The sequence below is a fragment of the Erwinia sp. 009765445 genome (assembly GCF_058137865.1).
Genome location: NZ_JBYUWC010000020.1, coordinates 1 through 20,303, shown reverse-complemented (window position 1 = coordinate 20,303; position 20,303 = coordinate 1). Strand labels below are relative to the sequence as shown.

Annotated in this window: 15 protein-coding genes, 1 pseudogene and 1 riboswitch; of the genes and pseudogenes, 11 read left to right on the top strand and 5 right to left on the bottom strand. The window is 54.5% G+C overall.

All coding sequences use genetic code 11. The features are described from left to right. The first annotated feature begins 10 nt into the window (after positions 1–10). Positions 11–826, top strand: a pseudogene (locus AC3Y5R_RS19600) (DeoR/GlpR family DNA-binding transcription regulator). 78 nt (positions 827–904) lie between these two features. Further along, positions 905–2,602, top strand: coding sequence for a GntT/GntP/DsdX family permease (locus tag AC3Y5R_RS19595; protein WP_489922719.1), 1,698 nt, complete (start codon positions 905–907; stop codon positions 2,600–2,602). A 61-nt stretch (positions 2,603–2,663) separates the two neighbouring features. Here AC3Y5R_RS19595 and ppc read toward each other — a convergent pair whose 3' ends face one another. Continuing rightward, positions 2,664–5,315, bottom strand: a complete 2,652-nt coding sequence (gene ppc, locus AC3Y5R_RS19590; protein ID WP_489922718.1) for a phosphoenolpyruvate carboxylase — start codon at positions 5,313–5,315, stop codon at positions 2,664–2,666. Positions 5,316–5,557: 242 nt separating this feature from the next. After that, on the bottom strand, positions 5,558–6,709 hold the full coding sequence (argE, locus tag AC3Y5R_RS19585) for an acetylornithine deacetylase (protein WP_489922717.1): 1,152 nt from the start codon (positions 6,707–6,709) through the stop codon (positions 5,558–5,560). 179 nt (positions 6,710–6,888) lie between these two features. On the opposite strand from argE, the gene argC reads away from it, so the two are divergent. The 4 genes from argC (at position 6,889) to argH (ending at position 11,378) form a co-directional block, all read left to right on the top strand. After that, positions 6,889–7,893, top strand: a complete 1,005-nt coding sequence (argC, locus tag AC3Y5R_RS19580; protein ID WP_489922716.1) for an N-acetyl-gamma-glutamyl-phosphate reductase — start codon at positions 6,889–6,891, stop codon at positions 7,891–7,893. Between the two features lie 15 nt (positions 7,894–7,908). Next, positions 7,909–8,685 carry an acetylglutamate kinase gene (gene argB, locus AC3Y5R_RS19575; protein ID WP_489922715.1) on the top strand — a complete coding sequence of 259 codons (777 nt, stop codon included), beginning with the start codon at positions 7,909–7,911 and terminating at the stop codon, positions 8,683–8,685. A 19-nt stretch (positions 8,686–8,704) separates the two neighbouring features. Next, the gene (locus AC3Y5R_RS19570) at positions 8,705–9,919 is read left to right on the top strand and encodes an argininosuccinate synthase (protein ID WP_489922714.1); all 1,215 of its coding nucleotides are present in this window, start codon (positions 8,705–8,707) and stop codon (positions 9,917–9,919) included. 85 nt (positions 9,920–10,004) lie between these two features. Next, a complete protein-coding gene (gene argH, locus AC3Y5R_RS19565) occupies positions 10,005–11,378 on the top strand; it encodes an argininosuccinate lyase (protein ID WP_489922713.1) in 1,374 nt (457 codons plus the stop codon). 98 nt (positions 11,379–11,476) lie between these two features. Here argH and AC3Y5R_RS19560 read toward each other — a convergent pair whose 3' ends face one another. Next, positions 11,477–12,208, bottom strand: coding sequence for a redoxin family protein (locus tag AC3Y5R_RS19560; RefSeq protein WP_489922712.1), 732 nt, complete (start codon positions 12,206–12,208; stop codon positions 11,477–11,479). 137 nt (positions 12,209–12,345) lie between these two features. Between AC3Y5R_RS19560 and oxyR the strand changes: the two genes are divergently transcribed. Continuing rightward, entirely contained in the window at positions 12,346–13,263 is a 918-nt protein-coding gene (gene oxyR, locus AC3Y5R_RS19555; RefSeq protein ID WP_158782217.1) for a DNA-binding transcriptional regulator OxyR, read from the top strand. Here oxyR and sthA read toward each other — a convergent pair. After that, complete coding sequence (gene sthA, locus AC3Y5R_RS19550; protein ID WP_489922711.1) at positions 13,246–14,646, bottom strand: Si-specific NAD(P)(+) transhydrogenase; 1,401 nt, start codon at positions 14,644–14,646, stop codon at positions 13,246–13,248. The two genes, oxyR and sthA, sit on opposite strands and share 18 nt — an antisense overlap. A 192-nt stretch (positions 14,647–14,838) precedes the next feature. Here sthA and fabR point away from each other — a divergent pair, with 192 nt between their 5' ends. Beyond that, complete coding sequence (fabR, locus tag AC3Y5R_RS19545) at positions 14,839–15,480, top strand: HTH-type transcriptional repressor FabR (protein WP_158782215.1); 642 nt, start codon at positions 14,839–14,841, stop codon at positions 15,478–15,480. A 12-nt stretch (positions 15,481–15,492) separates the two neighbouring features. Further along, entirely contained in the window at positions 15,493–15,846 is a 354-nt protein-coding gene (locus AC3Y5R_RS19540; RefSeq protein ID WP_158782214.1) for a YijD family membrane protein, read from the top strand. A 29-nt stretch (positions 15,847–15,875) separates the two neighbouring features. On the opposite strand, the gene trmA is transcribed toward AC3Y5R_RS19540, so the two are convergent. Next, on the bottom strand, positions 15,876–16,976 hold the full coding sequence (gene trmA, locus AC3Y5R_RS19535) for a tRNA (uridine(54)-C5)-methyltransferase TrmA (RefSeq protein ID WP_489922710.1): 1,101 nt from the start codon (positions 16,974–16,976) through the stop codon (positions 15,876–15,878). 126 nt (positions 16,977–17,102) lie between these two features. Further along, a riboswitch (cobalamin riboswitch) is annotated at positions 17,103–17,281 on the top strand. A 68-nt stretch (positions 17,282–17,349) separates the two neighbouring features. On the opposite strand from trmA, the gene btuB reads away from it, so the two are divergent. Further along, positions 17,350–19,224, top strand: a complete 1,875-nt coding sequence (gene btuB / locus AC3Y5R_RS19530) for a TonB-dependent vitamin B12 receptor BtuB (RefSeq protein WP_489922709.1) — start codon at positions 17,350–17,352, stop codon at positions 19,222–19,224. Beyond that, complete coding sequence (gene murI / locus AC3Y5R_RS19525; protein ID WP_158782211.1) at positions 19,169–20,035, top strand: glutamate racemase; 867 nt, start codon at positions 19,169–19,171, stop codon at positions 20,033–20,035. Before btuB ends, murI begins: the two co-directional genes overlap by 56 nt. The last annotated feature ends 268 nt before the right edge of the window (positions 20,036–20,303 follow it).

Genomic DNA, 20,303 nt, shown 5'->3' with positions numbered 1-20,303 from the left:
AGCATCCACCATGTTGCCTGATGAACGCCGTACGTTTATTTACAGCCACCTGCACCAACATGCCCATGTTGCTATTGGTGAGCTGGTCAGGCTGCTGGATGTTTCCCACATGACCATCCGACGCGATCTTAAGGAGATGGAAAATGAGGGAAAAGTCACGCTCATAAGCGGCGGGGCTAAATTAAATGAGATGCTGGTTCAGGAATTGCCTTATGTTGAAAAAGCGATGCTTCATCATAAGGTAAAAAGGAATATCGGCCAGGTTTCAGAAACCTTTGTGGATTCAGGCAAGGTTATTTACCTTGATGCTGGCACCACTACCTATGAAATTGCCCGCTGTGTGGCGAATAAGTTTAAAAAGGTGGTGATTATTACCAATGATTTCACCATCGCTGATTTTTTAATGACTTGCCCCATGTGGATATTTTCCATACCGGCGGAAAAATTGATATTCGCAACCGATCTTGCGTAGGTCACAGCGCCGCGCAATTTATCCGTGAATACATGATTGATATCGCGTTTATCAGCTCCAGCTCCTGGGACGTGGTTCATGGCGTGACTACGCCAGATGAGGGGAAAATGTTAGTGAAAAAGGCCGTTCTGGCCTCTTCCCGACGTAATGTTCTGGTTTCTGACAGCAGCAAATACGGTAAGCATGGCATGTTCCACATCTGCCCACTCGGGCAAATGGACAGATATCATCTGTGATGACCAATTGCCGCCGGAAATATTACAGAGCTTAAGTAAGATAAATGTCAGGTTGCACCAGGTTGACGCATTTCCTGAAGATAAGGATAAAAATAATGTGAATGAAAAACACTTCTGAATCCTGATGTATAAACGTTAAATTTTATGCTGAATTATATAAACAATGAGGTATGTAAAAAACATACCCGGAGGCCCTATGCATTTTGACATCAGTCAGTTTATCGCGCTGATCAGTGCGATTGCTATTCTCATTATTCTGATTACGAAATTCAAATTCCATCCGTTTCTGGCATTAATTATTTCGGCAGGTTTTCTGGGCGTGGCAGCAGGTCTGACGCCAACGCAAACTATTAAAAGCTTTGAGAAGGGATTTGGCGGTGTACTGGGTTCCACAGGACTGGTGGTTGGCCTGGGGACCATGCTGGGTGGGCTGCTGCTGGAGTCTGGCGGCGCAGACAAAATTGCCACAACCTTTATTCGTCTGGGATCGGTACGCCTGATCCCACTGACTATCTGCATAGCGGCGTTAATTATTGGGCTGCCGCATCTGTTTGATGCCCTGAAAAGCCGTTGCATTCGTATTGCGATAACCGGAGCCAGTGGCGGGTTTGGTCGTTCGTTTCTGGTGCAATGCCGGGAGATCCCCTCGCTGGAAGTGGTGGCGCTGTGTGATATCAACACTGCGGGTACTCAGGCGCTGCTGAAGGAGCTGAATTTCTGCCAGGATGCCGAGGTTTGTCAGTCAGCAAATGAAGCTGCAACTGCCCAGTCTGCCGGCAAGCCGGTGATTATTGATGATTTTACCCATCTTGATGCGCTGTCACTGGATATGGTGATTGAGGCGACCGGTAAACCGGAAATCAGCGTACAGATTGCCGTTAACGCCCTGAAAAGGGGCGTACATGTGGGAATGGTCAGTAAAGAAACTGACTCCGTTGCCGGCCCGTGGCTGAACAAGCTGGCATTGCAACATAATGCTGTGTACACCACCGTCGATGGCGATCAGCCTGCTAATCTGCTGGGCCTGATCACCTGGGCGAAGGTGCTGGGCTTTGACATTGTGGCTGCCGGTAAATCCAGCGAATATGACTATGTCTGGTTAACGCAAAGCGGTGTGCTGGACTACAGCGGTAAAATCCTGAATGTGCCTGAACTGGCGGAACACTGGGCGCTGGGCGACGATGTCAAGGCCACGTTGCAGCATCGCAAAAGCCTGCTGTCATCATTGCCGCTGAGTGCCACACCGGATTACTGTGAAATGAACGTGGTGGCTAACTCGTCTGGCTTTATCCCTGCCTGTGATGCGCTCAGCTATCCGCTTTGCCATATCAGCGAGCTGGCCGATATTTTCATCCCTGAAGCAGACGGCGGCATTCTGAAACGTACCGGCGTTGTGGATGTTTTTAACTGCCTGCGCCGTGATGATGAAGTGAGTTTTGGCGGCGGTGTATTTGTGATTGTTCGCTGCAAGGATGATGAAACCTGGGAGATGCTGGCCGGGAAAGGACACGTGGTCAGCCGCAGCCGCAAGTATGCCTGTATCTATCTGCCTTATCACATCATGGGCCTGGAGTCGCCGCACAGCATCTTCTCGGCCGTGTTACATCAGCGTGCTTCCGGCGCGGTCGATCAGGCTATTCACGCCGTGATGACCGGCTATGCCGAACGGGATCTGAAAAAAGGGGAGCTGCTGGAGATGGGAGGGCATCACCACACCATTGAAGCGGTAAGTGCCCGTTTACTGCCGAAAGCGGATGCCGCAGGGTTAGCGCCTTATTATTTGTTGTCCAATAAAGTGCTGACACACGATGTGGCGAAAGGAGAAATGATCCCGATGGATGCGTTGCAGCTGGATAATTCCCTGCTGTATACCGCGTGGCAAGAGAGTTTTTAATGCCCTATGAGCAGTGAAAATCAGCCCGGCTGCCAGTGTGGCAGACCGGGCTTTTTCATGATTAACCCGTATTACGCATCCCCGCTGCGACACCGGCGATGGTGACCATCAGCGCCTGCTCAACGCGGCCATCCGGTTCGCCGCCGCTGGCTTCCTGCTGGCGGGAGCGATGCAGCAATTCGGCCTGCAGCACGTTCAGCGGGTCGGTGTAGACGTTACGCAGGGCGATAGACTCCGCAATCCACGGCTGATCGGCCATCAGGTGTGCATCGTTCGCAATGGTCAGGATAGCTTTGATGTCGGAATCCAGCTGATCGCGCAGCTGCTTGCCCAGCGGCCACAGCGACTGATCCACCAGGCGCTGGTCGTAATACTCCGCCAGCCACAGGTCAGCCTTTGAGAACACCATTTCCAGCATCCCCAGACGGGTGGAGAAGAACGGCCAGTCGCGGCACATCGCTTCCAGCTGATCCTGATGCCCTGCCGCCATCGCGCTCTGCAGCGCCGCGCCTGCGCCCAGCCAGGCGGGCAGCATCAGGCGGTTCTGCGTCCAGGCAAAGATCCACGGGATGGCACGAAGCGACTCAACGCCACCTGTTGGGCGACGCTTGGCCGGACGGGAACCCAGCGGCAGTTTGCCCAGCTCCAGTTCTGGCGTGGCCGAACGGAAGTAAGGCACGAAGTCAGCATTTTCACGCACGTAGCCGCGGTACATGTCGCAGGAGTCTTTCGACAGCTGATCCATAATGCCGCACCACTCTGGCTTCGGCTCTGGCGGTGGCAGCAGGTTGGCTTCGAGAATGGCTCCGGTATACAGCGACAGGCTGGCGATGGTCACTTCCGGCAGGCCGTATTTGAAGCGGATCATCTCACCCTGCTCGGTCACACGCAGGCCGCCCTTCAGGCTGCCTGGCGGCTGTGACAACAGCGCAGCATGCGCAGGCGCACCGCCACGACCAATGGTGCCGCCACGCCCGTGGAACAGCGTCAGCGCGATACCAGCTTTCTCACAGGTTTTGATCAGCGCATCCTGAGCCTGATACTGCGCCCAGCTGGCGGCCATCACCCCGGCATCTTTCGCCGAGTCAGAATAGCCAATCATCACCATCTGTTTGCCCTGGATAAAGCCGCGATACCAGTCAATGCTCAGCAACTGGCTCATCACGTCGTTGGCGTTGTTCAGGTCATCCAGCGTTTCAAACAGCGGTGCGACCGGCATGGCAAACGGAATGCCCGCTTCTTTCAGCAGCAGATGCACGGCCAGCACGTCAGAAGGTGTTTTCGCCATGGAGATCACGTAGGCGGCAATTGAGCCTTTCGGCACTTCGGCGGCCACGCGGCAGGTATCCAGCACTTCCTGCGTCTCCGGACCCGGCTCCCAGTTGCGCGGCAGCAGGGGGCGCTTGGAATTCAGCTCGCGGATAAGAAAGGCTTGTTTGTCAGCCTCAGACCAGCTTTCATAGTCGCCCAGGCCCAGATAGCGGGTGATCTCAGCAATGGCCTCGGTGTGGCGGGTGCTTTCCTGTCGGATATCGATACGCACCAGCGGCACGCCAAAGCACTTCACGCGGCGCAGCGTATCCAGCAGCTGACCGTTAGCGATGATGCCCATGCCACAGGCCTGCAGTGACTGATAGCAGGCGTACAGCGGGTCCCACAACTGGTCATTGGAGATCAGCAGATCGGCCGGGCGCGGCAGGCGTTCACCTTTCAGACGCTGCTCAAGATAGGTCTGAGTGCTCATCAGCTGGCTGCGCAGCTTTTTCATGATCTCACGATAGGGTTCCAGCGCTTCCGGATTGCCGCACAGCTCGCGGACTTCCGGCGTGCATTCCGACATAGAAAGTTCGGAAACCAGCACGGCAATATCACGCAGGAACAGGTCTGTCGCTTTCCAGCGGCTCAGCTGTAAAACATGGCGGGTGATTTTCGCGGTAACGTTTGGGTTGCCATCGCGGTCGCCGCCCATCCAGGAAGTGAACTGCACCGGAACGAAATCCACCGGCAGCTTCACGCCAAAAGAGGCTTCAACCTGCTCGTTCAGCTCACGCAGGAAGTTCGGCACGCCTTCCCACAGGCTGTTTTCCACCACCGCAAAGCCCCATTTCGCTTCGTCGATCGGGGAAGGGCGGTATTTACGAATTTCATCAGTGTGCCAGGCCTGAGCAACCAGCTGGCGAAGGCGGCGCATAATCTGCGAACGGTCATAGTCAGACAGATCGTTGTGGTCGAGCTGCTTCAGGCAGTTATTCACCTCGACCAGCTTGTGGATCAACGTGCGGCGGGTAATTTCGGTCGGGTGAGCCGTCAGCACCAGCTCCAGGGAGAGCGACTCTATCGCATCACGGATTTTCTCTTCCGTCAGTTCGGGCTGCTGCTTCAGGCGCTCGAAGGTTCTGGCCAGCATTTCCGGCTGGTTAGCGCCTTCGCCTTTAGGTGAAATGGTGTGGTACTGCTCGGCGACATTCGTCAGATTCAGAAACTGGCTGAAGGCGCGGGCAACGGGCAGAAGCTCATCATTGGAGAGATTTTGCAGCGTTGACAGCAATTCTTTACGGTGGGCGTCATTTCCCGCACGTGATGACTTCGAGAGTTTACGGATGGTTTCCACCCGATCGAGGATGTTCTCTCCAAGCGCATCCTTAATCGTATCCCCGAGCAGTTTGCCGAGCATACTGACATTACTTCGCATTGCGGAATATTGTTCGTTCATATGACCCCTGACACCCTTCTTGTTTTGTCATTATTTCACCGTCGCCGGCATAACTTCGCCTTTTATCTAGCCACGTATACTCCCGTTCGTCAATTGCCTTGAATTTGCCTTATCCTGTGCCTAACTGACGGGAATTTATGAAATTTAATAACAGCGAAGCGAGATAAGTTATTCTTATCATCAAAGACGGAATAATGCCGGGGCAAGCTGCTGTTTTCGCAGCCGAATGCCCCGAATGTCATTCAGTGGTGACAAAAATGATGCACAACCTGAGCAATCAGTTCGCGGGTAGGTTTTATAAAGGCGGTATCAATATATTCATCCGGCTGGTGGGCCTGATTGATCGAACCTGGACCCAAAACCAGCGTTGGACACAGTTCCTGAATAAACGGCGCCTCAGTACAGTAGTTCACCACTTCCGTCTCGGTTCCCAGCAGTTTCTCCACCACTTTCACCAGTTGATGATCCGGCGGGCATTCGTAACCCGGGATCGGCGGATGCAGTTCACCCACAGTCAGGCGGCCGGGCCAGCGTTCGCTGACTGGCGCTAATGCGCTGTTCAGTAACCCTTCCAGATCGTTCAGTGACAGGCCCGGCAGCGGGCGGATATCCATATACAGCTCACAGCAGGCACAGATACGGTTTGGCGCATCGCCACCGTTGATATGACCAAAGTTCATGGTCGGATAGGGGATGGCGAAGCCCTCGTGGTGATAGCGCTCTTTCAGCGTATTGCGCAGGCCCATCAATTGGGTAATAGACTCGTGCATCAGCTCGATGGCATTCACGCCGCGTGCCGGATCGCTGGAGTGGCCGGACTGACCCTGAATACGGATTGACTGGGAAAGATGCCCTTTATGAGCGCGAACCGGCTTCAGGGACGTTGGCTCGCCAATGATGGCGCAGTCAGGGCGGATAGCGGTACTTTCCGAGAAATATTTCGCACCGGCCATCGTCGTCTCTTCATCTGCGGTAGCCAGGATATAAAGCGGTTTTTCCAGTTTTGCCACGTCAACATCACGCAGGGTATCTAAAATAAATGCAAAGAAACCTTTCATGTCGGCCGTGCCCAGCCCGTACAGCTTGTTCTCGTGCTCGGTCAGCGTGAAGGGGTCGCGCGTCCAGCGACCGTCGTCATACGGTACGGTATCGGTATGACCGGCCAGCAGCAGGCCGCCAGCACCGCTGCCGGTTTTGGCGAGCATATTGAATTTATGGCGCGTGCCGGGTACTGGCTGCACTTCAACGGTGAAGCCCAGGTCGCGAAACCAGCCAGCCAGCAAATTGATTAAAGTTTCATTACTCTGGTCGAAGGCGGCATCGGTTGCGCTGATCGACGGTGTGGCAATCAACTCACGGTAAAGCTCGATAAAAGGCGGTAATTTTGTCTTCACTGTTGACAGTCCTTGGGTTAGGATAGTATCAATATTCATGCATTAATAGTGAATAAAAATACATTAACGGCGTGCGGATGGAAACCGTAAATTTCCGGTAAATCCAGCGCCAATGCGTGGGAGCACAGCTTTGTAGCTGCAACCCGAATTCTTTAGACCGTAAAAAGGTAGTCAGTCTGATGTTGAATACGCTGATTGTTGGTGCCAGTGGCTATGCTGGCGTAGAGCTCGCTACGATCCTGAATCGCCATCCACAGGTGAACATAACCGCTTTAGCGGTTTCAGCGCAAAGCCCTGACGCAGGAAAATTACTTTCTGACCTCCATCCGCAGCTGAAAGGTATTGTCGATATGCCGCTGCAGCCATTGAGCAGCGCGGCTCAGTTTGCGGATCAAGTTGACGTGGTCTTTCTGGCAACGGCCCATGAGGTGAGCCACGATCTGGCACCGGAGTTCCTGGCCGCTGGCTGCGTGGTGTTCGATCTCTCCGCTGCCTTCCGCGTCAACGAACAGAGCTTCTTCACCGACAATTACGGTTTCCCCCATCAGCATCAGGACTGGCTGGACAAAGCCGTTTACGGCCTGGCCGAATGGCAGCAGGACAAAATCAAAGAAGCGCAGCTGATTGCCGTGCCGGGCTGCTACCCGACTACCGCGCAGCTGGCACTGAAGCCGCTGATTGAAGCAAACCTGCTGAACGATAGCCAGTGGCCGGTGATCAACGCCACCAGTGGCGTGAGTGGAGCAGGGCGTAAAGCGGCAATGGGCACCAGCTTCTGTGAAGTGAGCCTGCAGCCTTATGGCATCTTCACTCACCGTCACCAGCCTGAAATTTCCGCGCATCTGGGTATTCCGGTGATCTTCACTCCGCACCTGGGCAATTTCCCTCGCGGCATTCTGGCGACCACCACCTGCCGCCTGAAAGCGGGTGTTACCCACGATGACGTGGCAGAAGCGTTCCATAACGCCTACCACGACAAACCGCTGGTGCGCGTCTATGACAAAGGCGTGCCGTCAATCAAAGGTGTGGTGGGCCTGCCGTTCTGCGATATCGGTTTTGCGGTGAAGGGCGAGCATCTGATCGTCGTCTCTGCGGAAGATAACCTTCTGAAGGGTGCTTCCTCGCAGGCCGTTCAGTGCCTGAATATTCGTTTCGGTTTCCCGGAAACCCAGTCACTTATTTAATCAGCGAGTAATCAAATGACCAATCCATTAATCATCAAACTTGGCGGCGTGCTGCTGGACAGTGAAGAGGCGCTGGAGCGCCTGTTCTCAGCGCTGGTCACTTATCGTGAATCCCATCAGCGCCCGCTGTTGATCGTGCACGGCGGTGGCTGCCTGGTTGATGAGCTGATGAAGAAGCTCGCACTGCCGGTGAAAAAGAAAAACGGTCTGCGCGTGACGCCTGCCGATCAGATTGACATCATCACTGGCGCGCTGGCAGGTACGGCGAACAAAACGCTGCTGGCCTGGTCGAAAAAGCACGGTATTGATGCCGTTGGCCTGTGCCTCGGCGATGGCGGCAGCGTCAACGTTGAGTCGTTTGACGAAGAGCTGGGCCACGTTGGTCTGGCGACTCCGGGTTCCCCGGTACTGATCAATACCCTGCTGACGGTCGGCTTCCTGCCGGTCATCAGCTCCATCGGCATCACTCAGGACGGTAAGTTAATGAACGTCAACGCTGACCAGGCCGCGACAGCGCTGGCATCCACTCTGGGCGCTGACCTGATCCTGCTGTCAGACGTCAGCGGTATTCTGGACGGTAAAGGCCAGCGCATTGAAGAGATGACTGCGGCGAAAGCCGAGCAGCTGATCGCTCAGGGTATTATTACCGACGGTATGATTGTTAAAGTGAATGCCGCTCTGGACGCTGCCCGTACGCTGGGCCGTCCGGTTGATATCGCCAGCTGGCGTCATGCCGAACAGCTGCCAACCCTTTTTAATGGCGTGTCGATTGGCACCCGGATCCTCGCTTAACCGGTTCAAGGAAAAGACAATGCAAGACAAAAGCATCAAAAAAATCGTTCTCGCCTACTCCGGCGGTCTGGATACTTCAGCCATCATTCCATGGCTGAAAGAGAATTACGGCGGCTGTGAAGTGGTCGCTTTCGTGGCGGATATCGGCCAAGAGCGTGGCGATCTGGAAGGCGTTGAGCAGAAAGCTCTGCAGTCCGGCGCATCTGAATGCCACGTTGTCGACCTGCGCGAAGAGTTTATCAGCGAATATGTCTATCCGGTGCTGCAGACTGGCGCACTGTATGAAGGGACCTACCTGCTGGGCACCTCAATGGCGCGTCCTATTATCGCTAAAGCCCAGGTTGAGCTGGCGCTGAAAGTGGGCGCGGATGCGCTGTGCCACGGTGCGACCGGTAAAGGTAACGATCAGGTGCGTTTCGAAACTACCTACACCGCACTGGCTCCACAGCTGAAAGTGGTCGCGCCATGGCGTGAGTGGAACCTGCGTTCGCGTGAAGCGCTGCTGGACTATCTGAAAGAGCGCAACATTCCTACCACTGCCTCGCTGGAAAAAATTTACAGCCGTGACGAAAACGCCTGGCATATCTCCACCGAAGGTGGCGTGCTGGAAAGCCCATCGAATGCCCCGAACAAAGATTGCTGGGTGTGGACCGTTGACCCGCGGGAAGCACCGGACCAGCCAGAGCAGGTGACCGTTTCCGTAGAGAAAGGCCGCGTGGTGGCCGTGAACGGCGAGAAGCTCAGCCCGTACCAGTGTCTGGAAAAACTGAACGCGATTGGTGCGAAACACGGTGTGGGCCGTATCGATATCGTGGAAAACCGTCTGGTGGGCATCAAGTCCCGTGGCTGCTACGAAACCCCTGGTGGCACCATCATGGTTAACGCACTGCGTGCCGTTGAGCAGCTGGTGCTGGACCGCGACAGCTTCAAATGGCGTGAGCAGTTGGGCCATGAAATGTCCTACGTGGTTTACGATGGTCGCTGGTTTGCGCCGCTGCGTAAGTCCATTCAGGCTGCTGCCGAGTCTCTGGCCGCAGAAGTGAACGGCGAAGTGGTGCTGCAGCTGTATAAAGGCCAGGCCACGGCAATCCAGAAAAAATCAGCCAACAGCCTGTACTCTGAAGAGTTCGCCACCTTCGGCGAAGACGAAGTGTACGATCATCGTCACGCGGGCGGCTTTATCCGCCTGTTCTCTCTTTCTTCACGCATCCGTGCGCTGAACGAAAAGAAATAAGTCCGGTTCGAAAATCTGCAGAGGCGGAATTCATTCCGCCTTTTTTACAGACATGATTCACTAAACGAATAAATGGAGCACTGACATGGCACTTTGGGGTGGACGGTTTACTCAGGCAGCAGATCAACGTTTCAAACAATTTAACGACTCGCTGCGCTTCGACTATCGTCTGGCAGAGCAGGATATCGTCGGATCCATTGCCTGGTCCAAAGCGCTGGTGACGGTCAATGTTCTGACAGATCGAGAGCAGCAGCAGCTGGAAGGCGCGCTGAACGTATTGCTGGAGGAAGTGCGCGCTAATCCGCAGCAGATCCTTGAAAGCGATGCGGAAGATATTCACAGTTATGTTGAAGGACGCCTGATTGAGAAAGTCGGCGCCCTGGGTAAAAAGTTACACACCGGTCGCAGCCGTAACGATCAGGTCGCTACCGATCTGAAGCTCTGGTGTAAGGCACAGGTCAGCGAATTGCTGATTGCCAGCCGCCAGTTGCAGCAGGCACTGGTGGCTACTGCGGAAGCGAACCAGGATGCCGTGATGCCGGGTTATACCCACCTGCAGCGTGCTCAGCCGGTGACGTTTGCGCACTGGTGCCTGGCTTATGTTGAGATGCTGGCGCGTGATGAGAGCCGCCTGCAGGATACGCTGAAGCGTCTGGACGTCAGCCCGCTGGGATGTGGCGCGCTGGCCGGTACAGCCTATGAGATTGACCGTGAGCAGCTGGCGGACTGGTTAGGTTTCGCCTCAGCAACCCGTAACAGCCTGGACACTGTTTCCGATCGTGACCACGTGCTGGAGCTGCTGTCCGATGCTTCCATCGGCATGGTTCATCTGTCCCGTTTCGCAGAAGACCTGATTTTCTTTAACACCGGTGAGGCTGGTTTTGTTGAGCTGTCCGACCGCGTGACTTCCGGTTCCTCGCTGATGCCGCAGAAGAAAAATCCGGATGCGTTGGAGCTGATCCGCGGCAAGTGTGGCCGCGTGCAGGGTGCGTTGACCGGCATGATGATGACGCTGAAAGGTTTGCCGCTGGCGTACAACAAGGACATGCAGGAAGACAAAGAAGGGCTGTTTGACGCGCTGGATACCTGGTTCGACTGCCTGCATATGGCGGCGCTGGTGCTGGACGGCATTCAGGTGAAGCGGCCGCGCTGCCAGGAAGCGGCAGAGCAGGGCTACGCGAACTCTACCGAGCTGGCCGATTATCTGGTGGCGAAGGGCGTTCCGTTCCGTGAAGCTCACCATATCGTGGGTGAAGTGGTGGTCGCGGCGATTAACAAAGGCGCGGCGCTGGAAGCGCTGAAGCTGGAAGAGCTGCAAGCCTTCAGCAGCGTGATTGCGGAAGATGTTTATCCGATCCTGTCGTTGCAGTCCTGCCTCGACAAACGTAATGCCAAAGGGGGCGTATCGCCTCACCAGGTGTCATTGGCGATCACTGACGCGAAAAACCGTCTGGCCTGATCAAAAAAGGCGGCCTTTAAGGCCGCCAGTAAGTTTCGATTTTATTATATTTAGCAGGTAAATAACGAGGCAGGTGTTTTCCCCGCTTGTCTCACAGCTTAAGCTGCAAAGAATTTTTCTAAATCGTCGCTACCACCAATGTGGCGCCCGCCGATAAAGACCTGAGGCACGGTGGCACGACCGGTAACCGCACGCAGGCTGACGGTGGTGGCATCCTGACCCAGCACAATCTCTTCATACTGAATACCGCGATCCAGCAGCATCTGTTTGGCTTTGGCGCAGAACGAACAGCCAGGCTTGGTAAACAGCGAGACCGACTCCTGCACTTTAAATTCCGGTGCCAGATAACGCAGCATGGTGTCGGCATCAGACACTTCGAACGGGTCGCCCGGCTTATTCGGCTCTGCAAACATTTTTTCCACCACGCCATTACGAACCAGCATGGAGTAACGCCATGAACGTGGACCAAAGCCCAGCTCGGCTTTCTCAACCAGCATCTCCATGCCACGGGTAAAGTCGCCGTTGCCATCAGGGATAAAGGTGATGTTGTTGGCGTGCTGATCGGCTTTCCAGGCATTCATGACGAAAGTGTCGTTCACCGATATGCACAGAATATTATCCACGCCGTGTGTTTTGAAAACGTCAGACAGCTCGTTGTAACGCGGCAGATGGCTTGACGAACATGTTGGGGTGAAAGCGCCCGGCAAAGAAAACACGATGACAGTTTTGTCTTTAAACAGCTCATCAGTCGTAATGTCTACCCAGCTGTCGCCCTGGCGGGTATGAAAAGTGACCTGTGGAACGGACTTACCTTCCTGACTTGCAAACATAAAATACCTCTTAATCAGGGGAAAAAAGTGATTCATTTCCCGAACGGTGGACATTATTGCCATCCGGGCTTGATAGGGCTAATCGTTGATTGCTATCCTATCTATCGCCACGAACTATCGTGGCTCGGAGGAATAAGATGAACATTCGTGATCTTGAGTATCTGGTTTCGCTGGCTGAGCACCGTCATTTTCGGCGAGCAGCGGATGCATGTCATGTCAGTCAGCCCACCTTAAGTGGCCAGATCCGCAAACTGGAAGATGAACTCGGCGTGATGCTGCTGGAGCGCACCAGCCGTAAGGTGCTGTTTACTCAGGCTGGCTTGCTGCTGGTCGATCAGGCCCGTACCGTCCTGCGGGAAGTGAAAGTGCTGAAGGAGATGGCCAGCCAGCAGGGCGAAGCGATGTCCGGACCGCTGCACATTGGGCTGATCCCAACGGTCGGGCCGTACCTGCTGCCGCAGATTGTCCCGTCGCTGCACAAGACGTTCCCGAAACTGGAAATGTACCTGCATGAAGCGCAGACGCAGCAGCTGCTGGCCCAGCTGGACAGCGGCAAGCTGGACTGTGCCATTCTGGCGCTGGTGAAAGAGTCTGAGGCCTTTATCGAAGTGCCGCTGTTTGACGAGCCGATGAAGCTGGCGATTTATCAGGATCACCCATGGCATGACCGCGACCGTGTGCCGATGTCCGATCTGGCCGGTGAAAAGCTGCTGATGCTTGAAGATGGTCACTGCCTGCGCGATCAGGCGATGGGCTTCTGTTTCCAGGCGGGCGCTGAAGAAGATACGCATTTCCGCGCCACCAGTCTGGAGACGCTGCGTAACATGGTTGCTGCAGGAAGTGGTATCACGCTGTTACCTGCTCTGGCGGTGCCGAAAGAGCGGGTGCGTGATGGCGTCTGCTATCTGCCCTGCTACAAGCCAGAGCCACAGAGAACCATCGCGCTGGTTTATCGTCCGGGATCGCCGCTGCGCAGCCGCTATGAGCAGCTGGCAGAGGCAATTCGCATCCACATGCAGGCCTATATGGGCACCGGATTAAAACAGGCGGTTTAAGCCGTTCAACGCCGCCACGCGGTAGGCTTCGGCCATCGTCGGGTAGTTGAAGGTGGTATTCACGAAGTACTCAATCGTGTTGCCGCCGTTTTTCTGCTCCATGATGGCCTGACCGATATGGATAATCTCCGCAGCACGCTCACCAAAGCAGTGAATCCCCAGGATCTCTTTCGTTTCACGGTGGAAGAGGATCTTCAGGCTGCCCACATTCATCCCGACAATCTGCGCACGCGCCAGATGTTTGAACTGCGCGCGACCCACTTCATAAGGCACTTTCATCGCCGTCAGTTGCTGTTCGGTTTTGCCGACAGAACTGATTTCCGGAATGGTATAAATCCCGGTCGGAATGTCCTCAATCAGATGCGCGTTCGCTTCACCTTTAATCAGCGCCTGAGCAGCAATGCGCCCCTGATCGTAGGCGGCTGAGGCCAGGCTTGGATAGCCAATCACGTCACCCACCGCATAGATATGCGGCTGTGCGGTCTGATACATGCTGTTGACCTTCAGCAGGCCACGGCCGTCAGCTTCCAGCCCGACATTTTGCAGCGACAGAGAATCGGTATTCCCGGTACGGCCGTTGGCGTACAGCAGACAGTCTGCTTTTACCTTTTTGCCGGATTTCAGGTGCATGATCACGCCATCGCTGACGCCTTCAATCTTCTCAAACTCTTCGTTGTGGCGGATAACCACGCCGCTGTTCCAGAAGTGGTAAGAGAGCGAGTCCGAAATCTCCTGATCGAGGAACGCCAGCAGGTGATCGCGGGTGTTGATCAGGTCGACCTTGACGTTCAGACCACGGAAGATGGAAGCATACTCACAGCCGATAACCCCGGCACCATAGATAATGACATGGCCCGGTTCATGGTGCAGGTTAAGGATTGAGTCGCTGTCGTAAATGCGCGGATGGGTAAAGTCCACATTGGCAGGGTGATAAGGGCGCGAGCCACAGGCAATAACAAATTTCTCAGCGGTCAGACGCTCAATCGTGCCGTCGTGCGATTCAATTTCAATGGTATTCGCATCGACGAAGCGCGCATCACCCTGATACAGCTCACAGCGGTTACGCTCGTAAAAGCCCTGACGCATGCGCGTCTGCTGGCTGATCACGTTTTCTGTGTGGTTAAGGATATCCGCGAAGGAAGAGCGCAGAAGGCGCGTGTGGTCACTGTAAAGAGGGTTCTGATTAAACTCGATAATACGGCTGACTGCGTGACGTAGTGCTTTCGATGGGATGGTTCCCCAATGTGTACAACCGCCGCCGATGTTGTGATAGCGCTCAATAACCGCAATGCGGGCACCTTGTTTGACCAAACCCATGGCCGCGCCTTCACCGCCAGGGCCTGATCCAATCACAATGGCGTCGTAATCATAAGACTGTTGCATACTAATACGTCCTATTTCTTATACAATTTTTCAACGAGATTCTAACATCTTGCTGACCACTTCCCAATTCTATCAGGCTTTTTTGCCATCATTTGACAAAGCGTGAGGTTAACAGGCCGTCACAAAGTTGATGCAACTGTACGCTGAAATTTTTGTTATAGTGCCTTTCTGGCAGGTAAAACAGGCACAAACATGGGCGTCAGAGCGCAGCAAAAAGAACGGACACGGCGTTCGCTGATTGAAGCGGCATTTAGTCAGCTAAGTGCCGAGCGGAGTTTTGCCAGCCTCAGCCTGAGAGAAGTTGCCCGGGAAGCCGGGATCGCGCCAACGTCATTCTACCGTCATTTTCGTGATGTAGATGAATTAGGGCTGACCATGGTGGATGAAAGTGGTCTGATGCTGCGTCAGTTGATGCGCCAGGCTCGCCAGCGTATCGCCAAAGGCGGCAGCGTGATCAAGACTTCGGTCTCCACCTTTATGGAATTCATTGGTAACAACCCTAACGCTTTCCGCCTGTTGCTGCGGGAACGTTCCGGGACATCGGCTGCGTTTCGTGCTGCTGTTGCCCGCGAGATCCAACATTTTATCGCCGAACTGGCGGATTACCTCGAGATTGAAAACCGTATGCCGCGCAGCTTTACCGAAGCTCAAGCGGAAGCGATGGTGATTATCGTCTTTAACGCCGGTGCAGAGGCGCTGGATATCGATGCCGATCAGCGTCGCCAGCTGGAAGAGCGCCTGGTGCTGCAGTTGCGGATGATTTCTAAAGGGGCTTATTACTGGTATCGACGTGAACAGGAGAGGCTGGCGGTTACGCTGGAATCCCAGGATTAAAGGTGATCAAACATGAGCTTAGCTACTGGCCGGGACAAAGGTACACTGTTGCTGGCATTTCTCACCGGGTTATCGATTAACGGATCGTTTTCGGTGTTGTTCAGTTCTCTTGTGCCGTTTTCTGTGTTCCCCCTTATCGCGCTTGGACTGTCGGCCTGGTGCCTGCATCAGCGCTATCTGAACCGTTCAATGCCTGACGGGATGCCTTCAATTGCCGCCGCGTTTTTCCTGCTGGGCATCCTGCTTTACAGCGCCATTGTGCGGGCGGAATATCCGGATATAGGCTCTAATTTCGTGCCGACGATTCTGATGGTGGCGCTGGTGTTCTGGATTGCTCTGAAGCTGCGCTCCCGCAAAAGCGAGTAGGGGGGGCGACCGGGTGTCGCCCCTTTTAATCAACGCCGCGTCAGTAATACGCCGCATTCCATATGATGGGTATAGGGGAACTGGTCAAACAGCGCCAGGCGGGTTACGTCATGAGTCTCTGACAGAGTAGCCAGGTTCTCGCACAGCGTCTGCGGGTTGCAGGAGATATAGAGGATGCACGGGTAAGCCTGCACCATCTTCACCGTTTCGGCATCCAGGCCACTGCGCGGCGGATCGACAAAAATCGTCTCGCACTCATAGGTCGTCAGGTCAATTCCTTCCAGCCGGTTAAAGGTGCGCTCGCCGTTCATCGCCTGAGTAAATTCCTCCGCCGCCATGCGGATGATTTGCACATTATCGATATTGTTTACGGCAATATTGTACTGCGCCGAGGCGACGGAGGGCTTGGCGATTTCGGTCGCCAGCACGCGCCTGAAGTTACGCGCCAGTGCTAATGAGAAATTGCCATTGCCGCAGTAGAGTTCCAGCAAATCCCCACTGGCGTTTTTCGTCACTTCCAGCGCCCACTCCAGCATCTGAATATTCATCGCCGCATTGGGCTGGGTGAAGCTGTTTTCCACCTGGCGATAGATGATCTCTTTTCCGGCAACCGGCAGACATTCATCAACAAAATCACGATCCAGGCAGATTTTGGTTTTGGTGGCGCGGCCGATCAGATGCAGGTCAAACCCTTCCGCACGCAGCTCATCCCGCAGGGCTGCGGCAGCCTGCTGCCATTCATCGGTCAGGGCACGATGATAGAGCAGTGAAACCACAACCTGATTGCTCATCGTTGAGAGGTAGTCAATCTGGAACAGCTTATGGCGCAGGGCGCGGTTGTCGTGTAGGGCGTTGATCAGACGGGGCATCAGCTGGTTGATCAGTGGACTTGCAGCAGGGAAGCTGTCCACACGAATACGCTGGCGCGTCTGCTGGTCGAAAATGATGTGGTAAAGGTCATCGCCATCGTGCCAGATCCGGAATTCTGCCCGCATACGGTAATGGCTGACCGGGGAACGGAACACCTCAATCTCTGGCGCGGCAAAAGGCGTCATCAGCGTCTCAAGACGGGCGACTTTCTCCCCGAGTTGGGCATCGTATTGTTCGGTCGGCAGCTGTTCGGGCGTCATGGTCTTTCCTCAGGTTGAAGGCCTTTAATGCCCGGCGATTGTAGGGATTCGGCACTCAATGTCCAGCGTTGTCCGGCGCAGGATGGTTTTGGACATTCAGATGTCTGGATTTCTGTCAGTTTTGAACATAAGATGCGTTTTCCGGCCTTTCAGTAAGTTAAAAGGGAATCCAGTGTAAAGCTGGAGCTGACGCGCAGCGGTGTGGAATGTCATGGTGAGTGCTTGCAGACACTGTCTCCAGATGGGAAGTCTTTCACCATTTAATGATTCCGAGCCCGAAGACCTGCCGGTTTTACGTCGCACTTCGTACGATCATCGCGTGCTATCGATTGTATGCCTGCGGCATCCTGCATGACTTTTTGGATGCTTGTTCATGATAACCAATAAAACGGAGCTGGTGGCGTTTAGCGCAACGGCGATCTCCCTCTGGGCGCAAAATGGCTTCGCACAGGACGCAGATAACACTCTGGTCACCACCGCTAACCGTTTCGCTCAACCTGTTTCTTCCGTTCTGGCACCCACCACTGTTGTTACCCGTGAAGAGATTGACCGCTGGCAGTCCAAAAGCGTGGCGGATGTTATGCGCCGCTTGCCGGGTGTGGACATCGCACAAAACGGTGGATTAGGGCAGCAAAGCTCGCTGTTTATTCGGGGCACCAACTCCAGCCACGTGCTGATCCTGATTGATGGTATCCGGCTGAATCAGGCCGGGATCAGTGGATCGTCCGATTTGAGCCAGATCCCAATCTCTCTGGTGCAGCGCATCGAATATGTGCGGGGCGCGCGTTCGGCTGTTTATGGTTCGGATGCGATTGGCGGCGTGGTTAACATCATTACCGGCCGGAATAAGCCAGGCACCACGCTTACGGCGGGCGCAGGCTCTAATGGCTATCAGTCCTATGATGGTTCCAGCCAGCAGATGATTGGCAAAAACACTCGTGTAACCCTGGCCGGTAACTATACCTACACCAAAGGGTACGATGTGGTGGCGAATCTGCCGGATGTTTATGGCGATCCGGCGCAGAAAGACCGCGACGGCTTTATGAGTAAATCGCTGTATGGCTCAGTCGAACACCAGTTCGATGAAGAGTTAAGCGGTTTTGTGCGCGGCTATGGTTATGACAACCGCACGGCCTATGACGGTACATTAAGCTACACCGTGCCCGGCGCGCTGGTGGATACCCGCCAGTTGTACAGCCAGACCTGGGATACCGGCCTGCGCTTCAATCGTGACATCTGGTCAACGCAGCTGATCGCCAGCTACAGTCATACCAAAGATTACAACTACGATCCGCGGCTGGGCCGCTATGCCGATCCGGCCACGCTGGATGATGTGGAGCAGTACAACCTGCAATGGGGCAATACCGTAGCGGTCGGCAACGGCACGGTCAGCGCCGGGGTTGACTGGCAGAAGCAAACCTCTGAACCCAACACTAATTACGTCAGTGAAGGCCAGGAGCAGCGCAACACCGGTATGTATGCCACCGCGCAGCAGAAGCTGGGTAGCGTGACGCTGGAAGGTGCCGTGCGTGGCGACGACAACAACACCTTCGGTTGGCATAACACCTGGCAGACCAGTGCATCATGGGAATTCGTTGATGGTTACAGCGTCTTTGCATCTTACGGGACAGCATTCAAAGCCCCTAACCTGAGCCAGGTATACAGTGCGACCTACGGCAACCGCGACCTCGATCCGGAGAAAAGTAAGCAGTGGGAAGGCGGCTTCGAGGGCCTGACCGGGCCGGTTAACTGGCGGCTGTCTGGTTATCGTAACGATATTGATGATCTTATCGACAGCGATCCGGCCACTTTCCGCTATTACAATATCGACAAAGCGACCATTAAGGGCGTGGAAGCGACAGCATCATTCGATACCGGTCCGGTCAGCCATACCGTTTCTTATGACTACGTTGACCCACGTGATGGCAATACCAATGAGATCCTTCTGCGTCGTGCCAAACAGCAGGTGAAATACCAGCTGGATTACACGATTTATGATTTCGACTGGTCAGTCAGCTATCAGTACCTGGGCGATCGTTACGATAAGGATTACAACTCCTCCTACACGACCCGCACCGTTAAACTGGGCGGCGTAAGCCTGTGGGATCTTGCCGTTTCGTATCCGGTCACATCCCAGCTGACCGTTCGTGGTAGAATAGCCAACATGTTTGATAAAGATTACGAGACAGTTTATGGCTATCAAACTCCAGGAAGGGAGTATTACCTCAGCGGCAGTTACACCTTCTGAGGAACGTCCCACCGTACTGGTCTTTGACTCTGGTGTCGGTGGGCTTTCTGTCTATGACGAAATCCGGCAGTTGCTGCCGGATCTTCATTATATCTACGCCTTCGATAACGTCGCTTTCCCTTACGGGGAGAAAAGTGAAGAGTTTATCGTTGATCGCGTGGTCGAGATTGTTACTGCTGTTACCCACCATTATCCGCTGGCGCTGGTGGTTATCGCCTGCAACTCTGCCAGCACGGTTACGCTTCCAGCTCTGCGTGAGCGCTTCGACTTCCCGGTCGTGGGCGTTGTCCCTGCGATCAAACCTGCTGCCCGCCTGACTCGTAACGGCGTTGTTGGCCTGCTGGCCACCCGCGGCACGGTGAAGCGTCCTTATACTCATGAGCTGGTGGCGCGTTTTGCCAGTGAATGCAAAACCGAAATGTTAGGTTCGGCCGAGTTGGTTGAGCTGGCGGAAGCGAAATTGCAGGGTAAATCGGTGCCGCTGGATGAGGTAAGACGTATATTGCAGCCGTGGTTGCGGATGAAAGAGCCGCCAGACACGGTAATCCTGGGCTGCACGCATTTTCCTTTGTTGAATGAAGAGCTGCAGCAGGTTTTACCGCCGGGTACCCGTTTAGTGGATTCCGGTGCAGCGATTGCCCGGCGTACCGCCTGGTTGTTAGAAAATGAGTCGCCGAAAGCCATGTCCGCCGACAGTAATCTTGCTTTTTGTATGGATATTACTGAGCAGGCAGTACAATTAATGCCCGTTTTACAGCGTTATGGCTTCGAAAGGCTCGAAAAACTGGCTCTTTCAGCCCCTGGTGGGTAAAAAAACACCGGTTGAAAAATTTTTTGCATTTAGCGCTTGTCACCCGTCAGGAACTGCCTATAATGCGCCTCCACTGACACGGAACAACGGCTTACAGGTCGCCGGGTCAGAAAGAGAAAAGTGAGAAAATCCTTGACTCTACAGCGGGGAAGCGTAATATCTGCACCCCGCGCCACGCAGTTTGTGGCACTGCTCTTTAACAATTTATCAGACAATCTGTGTGGGCACTCGCAGGATTGATATCAGCGTCTCCGGACGTAAAAAATAT

Excerpts from the sequence above, each read along its gene's own strand:
- AC3Y5R_RS19540 (WP_158782214.1), top strand. The coding sequence starts at position 15,493 with ATGAGCTTAGCTACTGGCCGGGACAAAGGTACACTGTTGCTGGCATTT.
- trmA (WP_489922710.1), bottom strand. The coding sequence starts at position 16,976 with ATGACGCCCGAACAGCTGCCGACCGAACAATACGATGCCCAACTCGGG.
- murI (WP_158782211.1), top strand. The coding sequence starts at position 19,169 with ATGGCTATCAAACTCCAGGAAGGGAGTATTACCTCAGCGGCAGTTACA.
- argC (WP_489922716.1), top strand. The coding sequence starts at position 6,889 with ATGTTGAATACGCTGATTGTTGGTGCCAGTGGCTATGCTGGCGTAGAG.
- argH (WP_489922713.1), top strand. The coding sequence starts at position 10,005 with ATGGCACTTTGGGGTGGACGGTTTACTCAGGCAGCAGATCAACGTTTC.
- btuB (WP_489922709.1), top strand. The coding sequence starts at position 17,350 with ATGATAACCAATAAAACGGAGCTGGTGGCGTTTAGCGCAACGGCGATC.
- ppc (WP_489922718.1), bottom strand. The coding sequence starts at position 5,315 with ATGAACGAACAATATTCCGCAATGCGAAGTAATGTCAGTATGCTCGGC.
- sthA (WP_489922711.1), bottom strand. The coding sequence starts at position 14,646 with ATGCAACAGTCTTATGATTACGACGCCATTGTGATTGGATCAGGCCCT.
- AC3Y5R_RS19570 (WP_489922714.1), top strand. The coding sequence starts at position 8,705 with ATGCAAGACAAAAGCATCAAAAAAATCGTTCTCGCCTACTCCGGCGGT.
- fabR (WP_158782215.1), top strand. The coding sequence starts at position 14,839 with ATGGGCGTCAGAGCGCAGCAAAAAGAACGGACACGGCGTTCGCTGATT.
- AC3Y5R_RS19560 (WP_489922712.1), bottom strand. The coding sequence starts at position 12,208 with ATGTTTGCAAGTCAGGAAGGTAAGTCCGTTCCACAGGTCACTTTTCAT.
- AC3Y5R_RS19595 (WP_489922719.1), top strand. The coding sequence starts at position 905 with ATGCATTTTGACATCAGTCAGTTTATCGCGCTGATCAGTGCGATTGCT.
- argB (WP_489922715.1), top strand. The coding sequence starts at position 7,909 with ATGACCAATCCATTAATCATCAAACTTGGCGGCGTGCTGCTGGACAGT.
- oxyR (WP_158782217.1), top strand. The coding sequence starts at position 12,346 with ATGAACATTCGTGATCTTGAGTATCTGGTTTCGCTGGCTGAGCACCGT.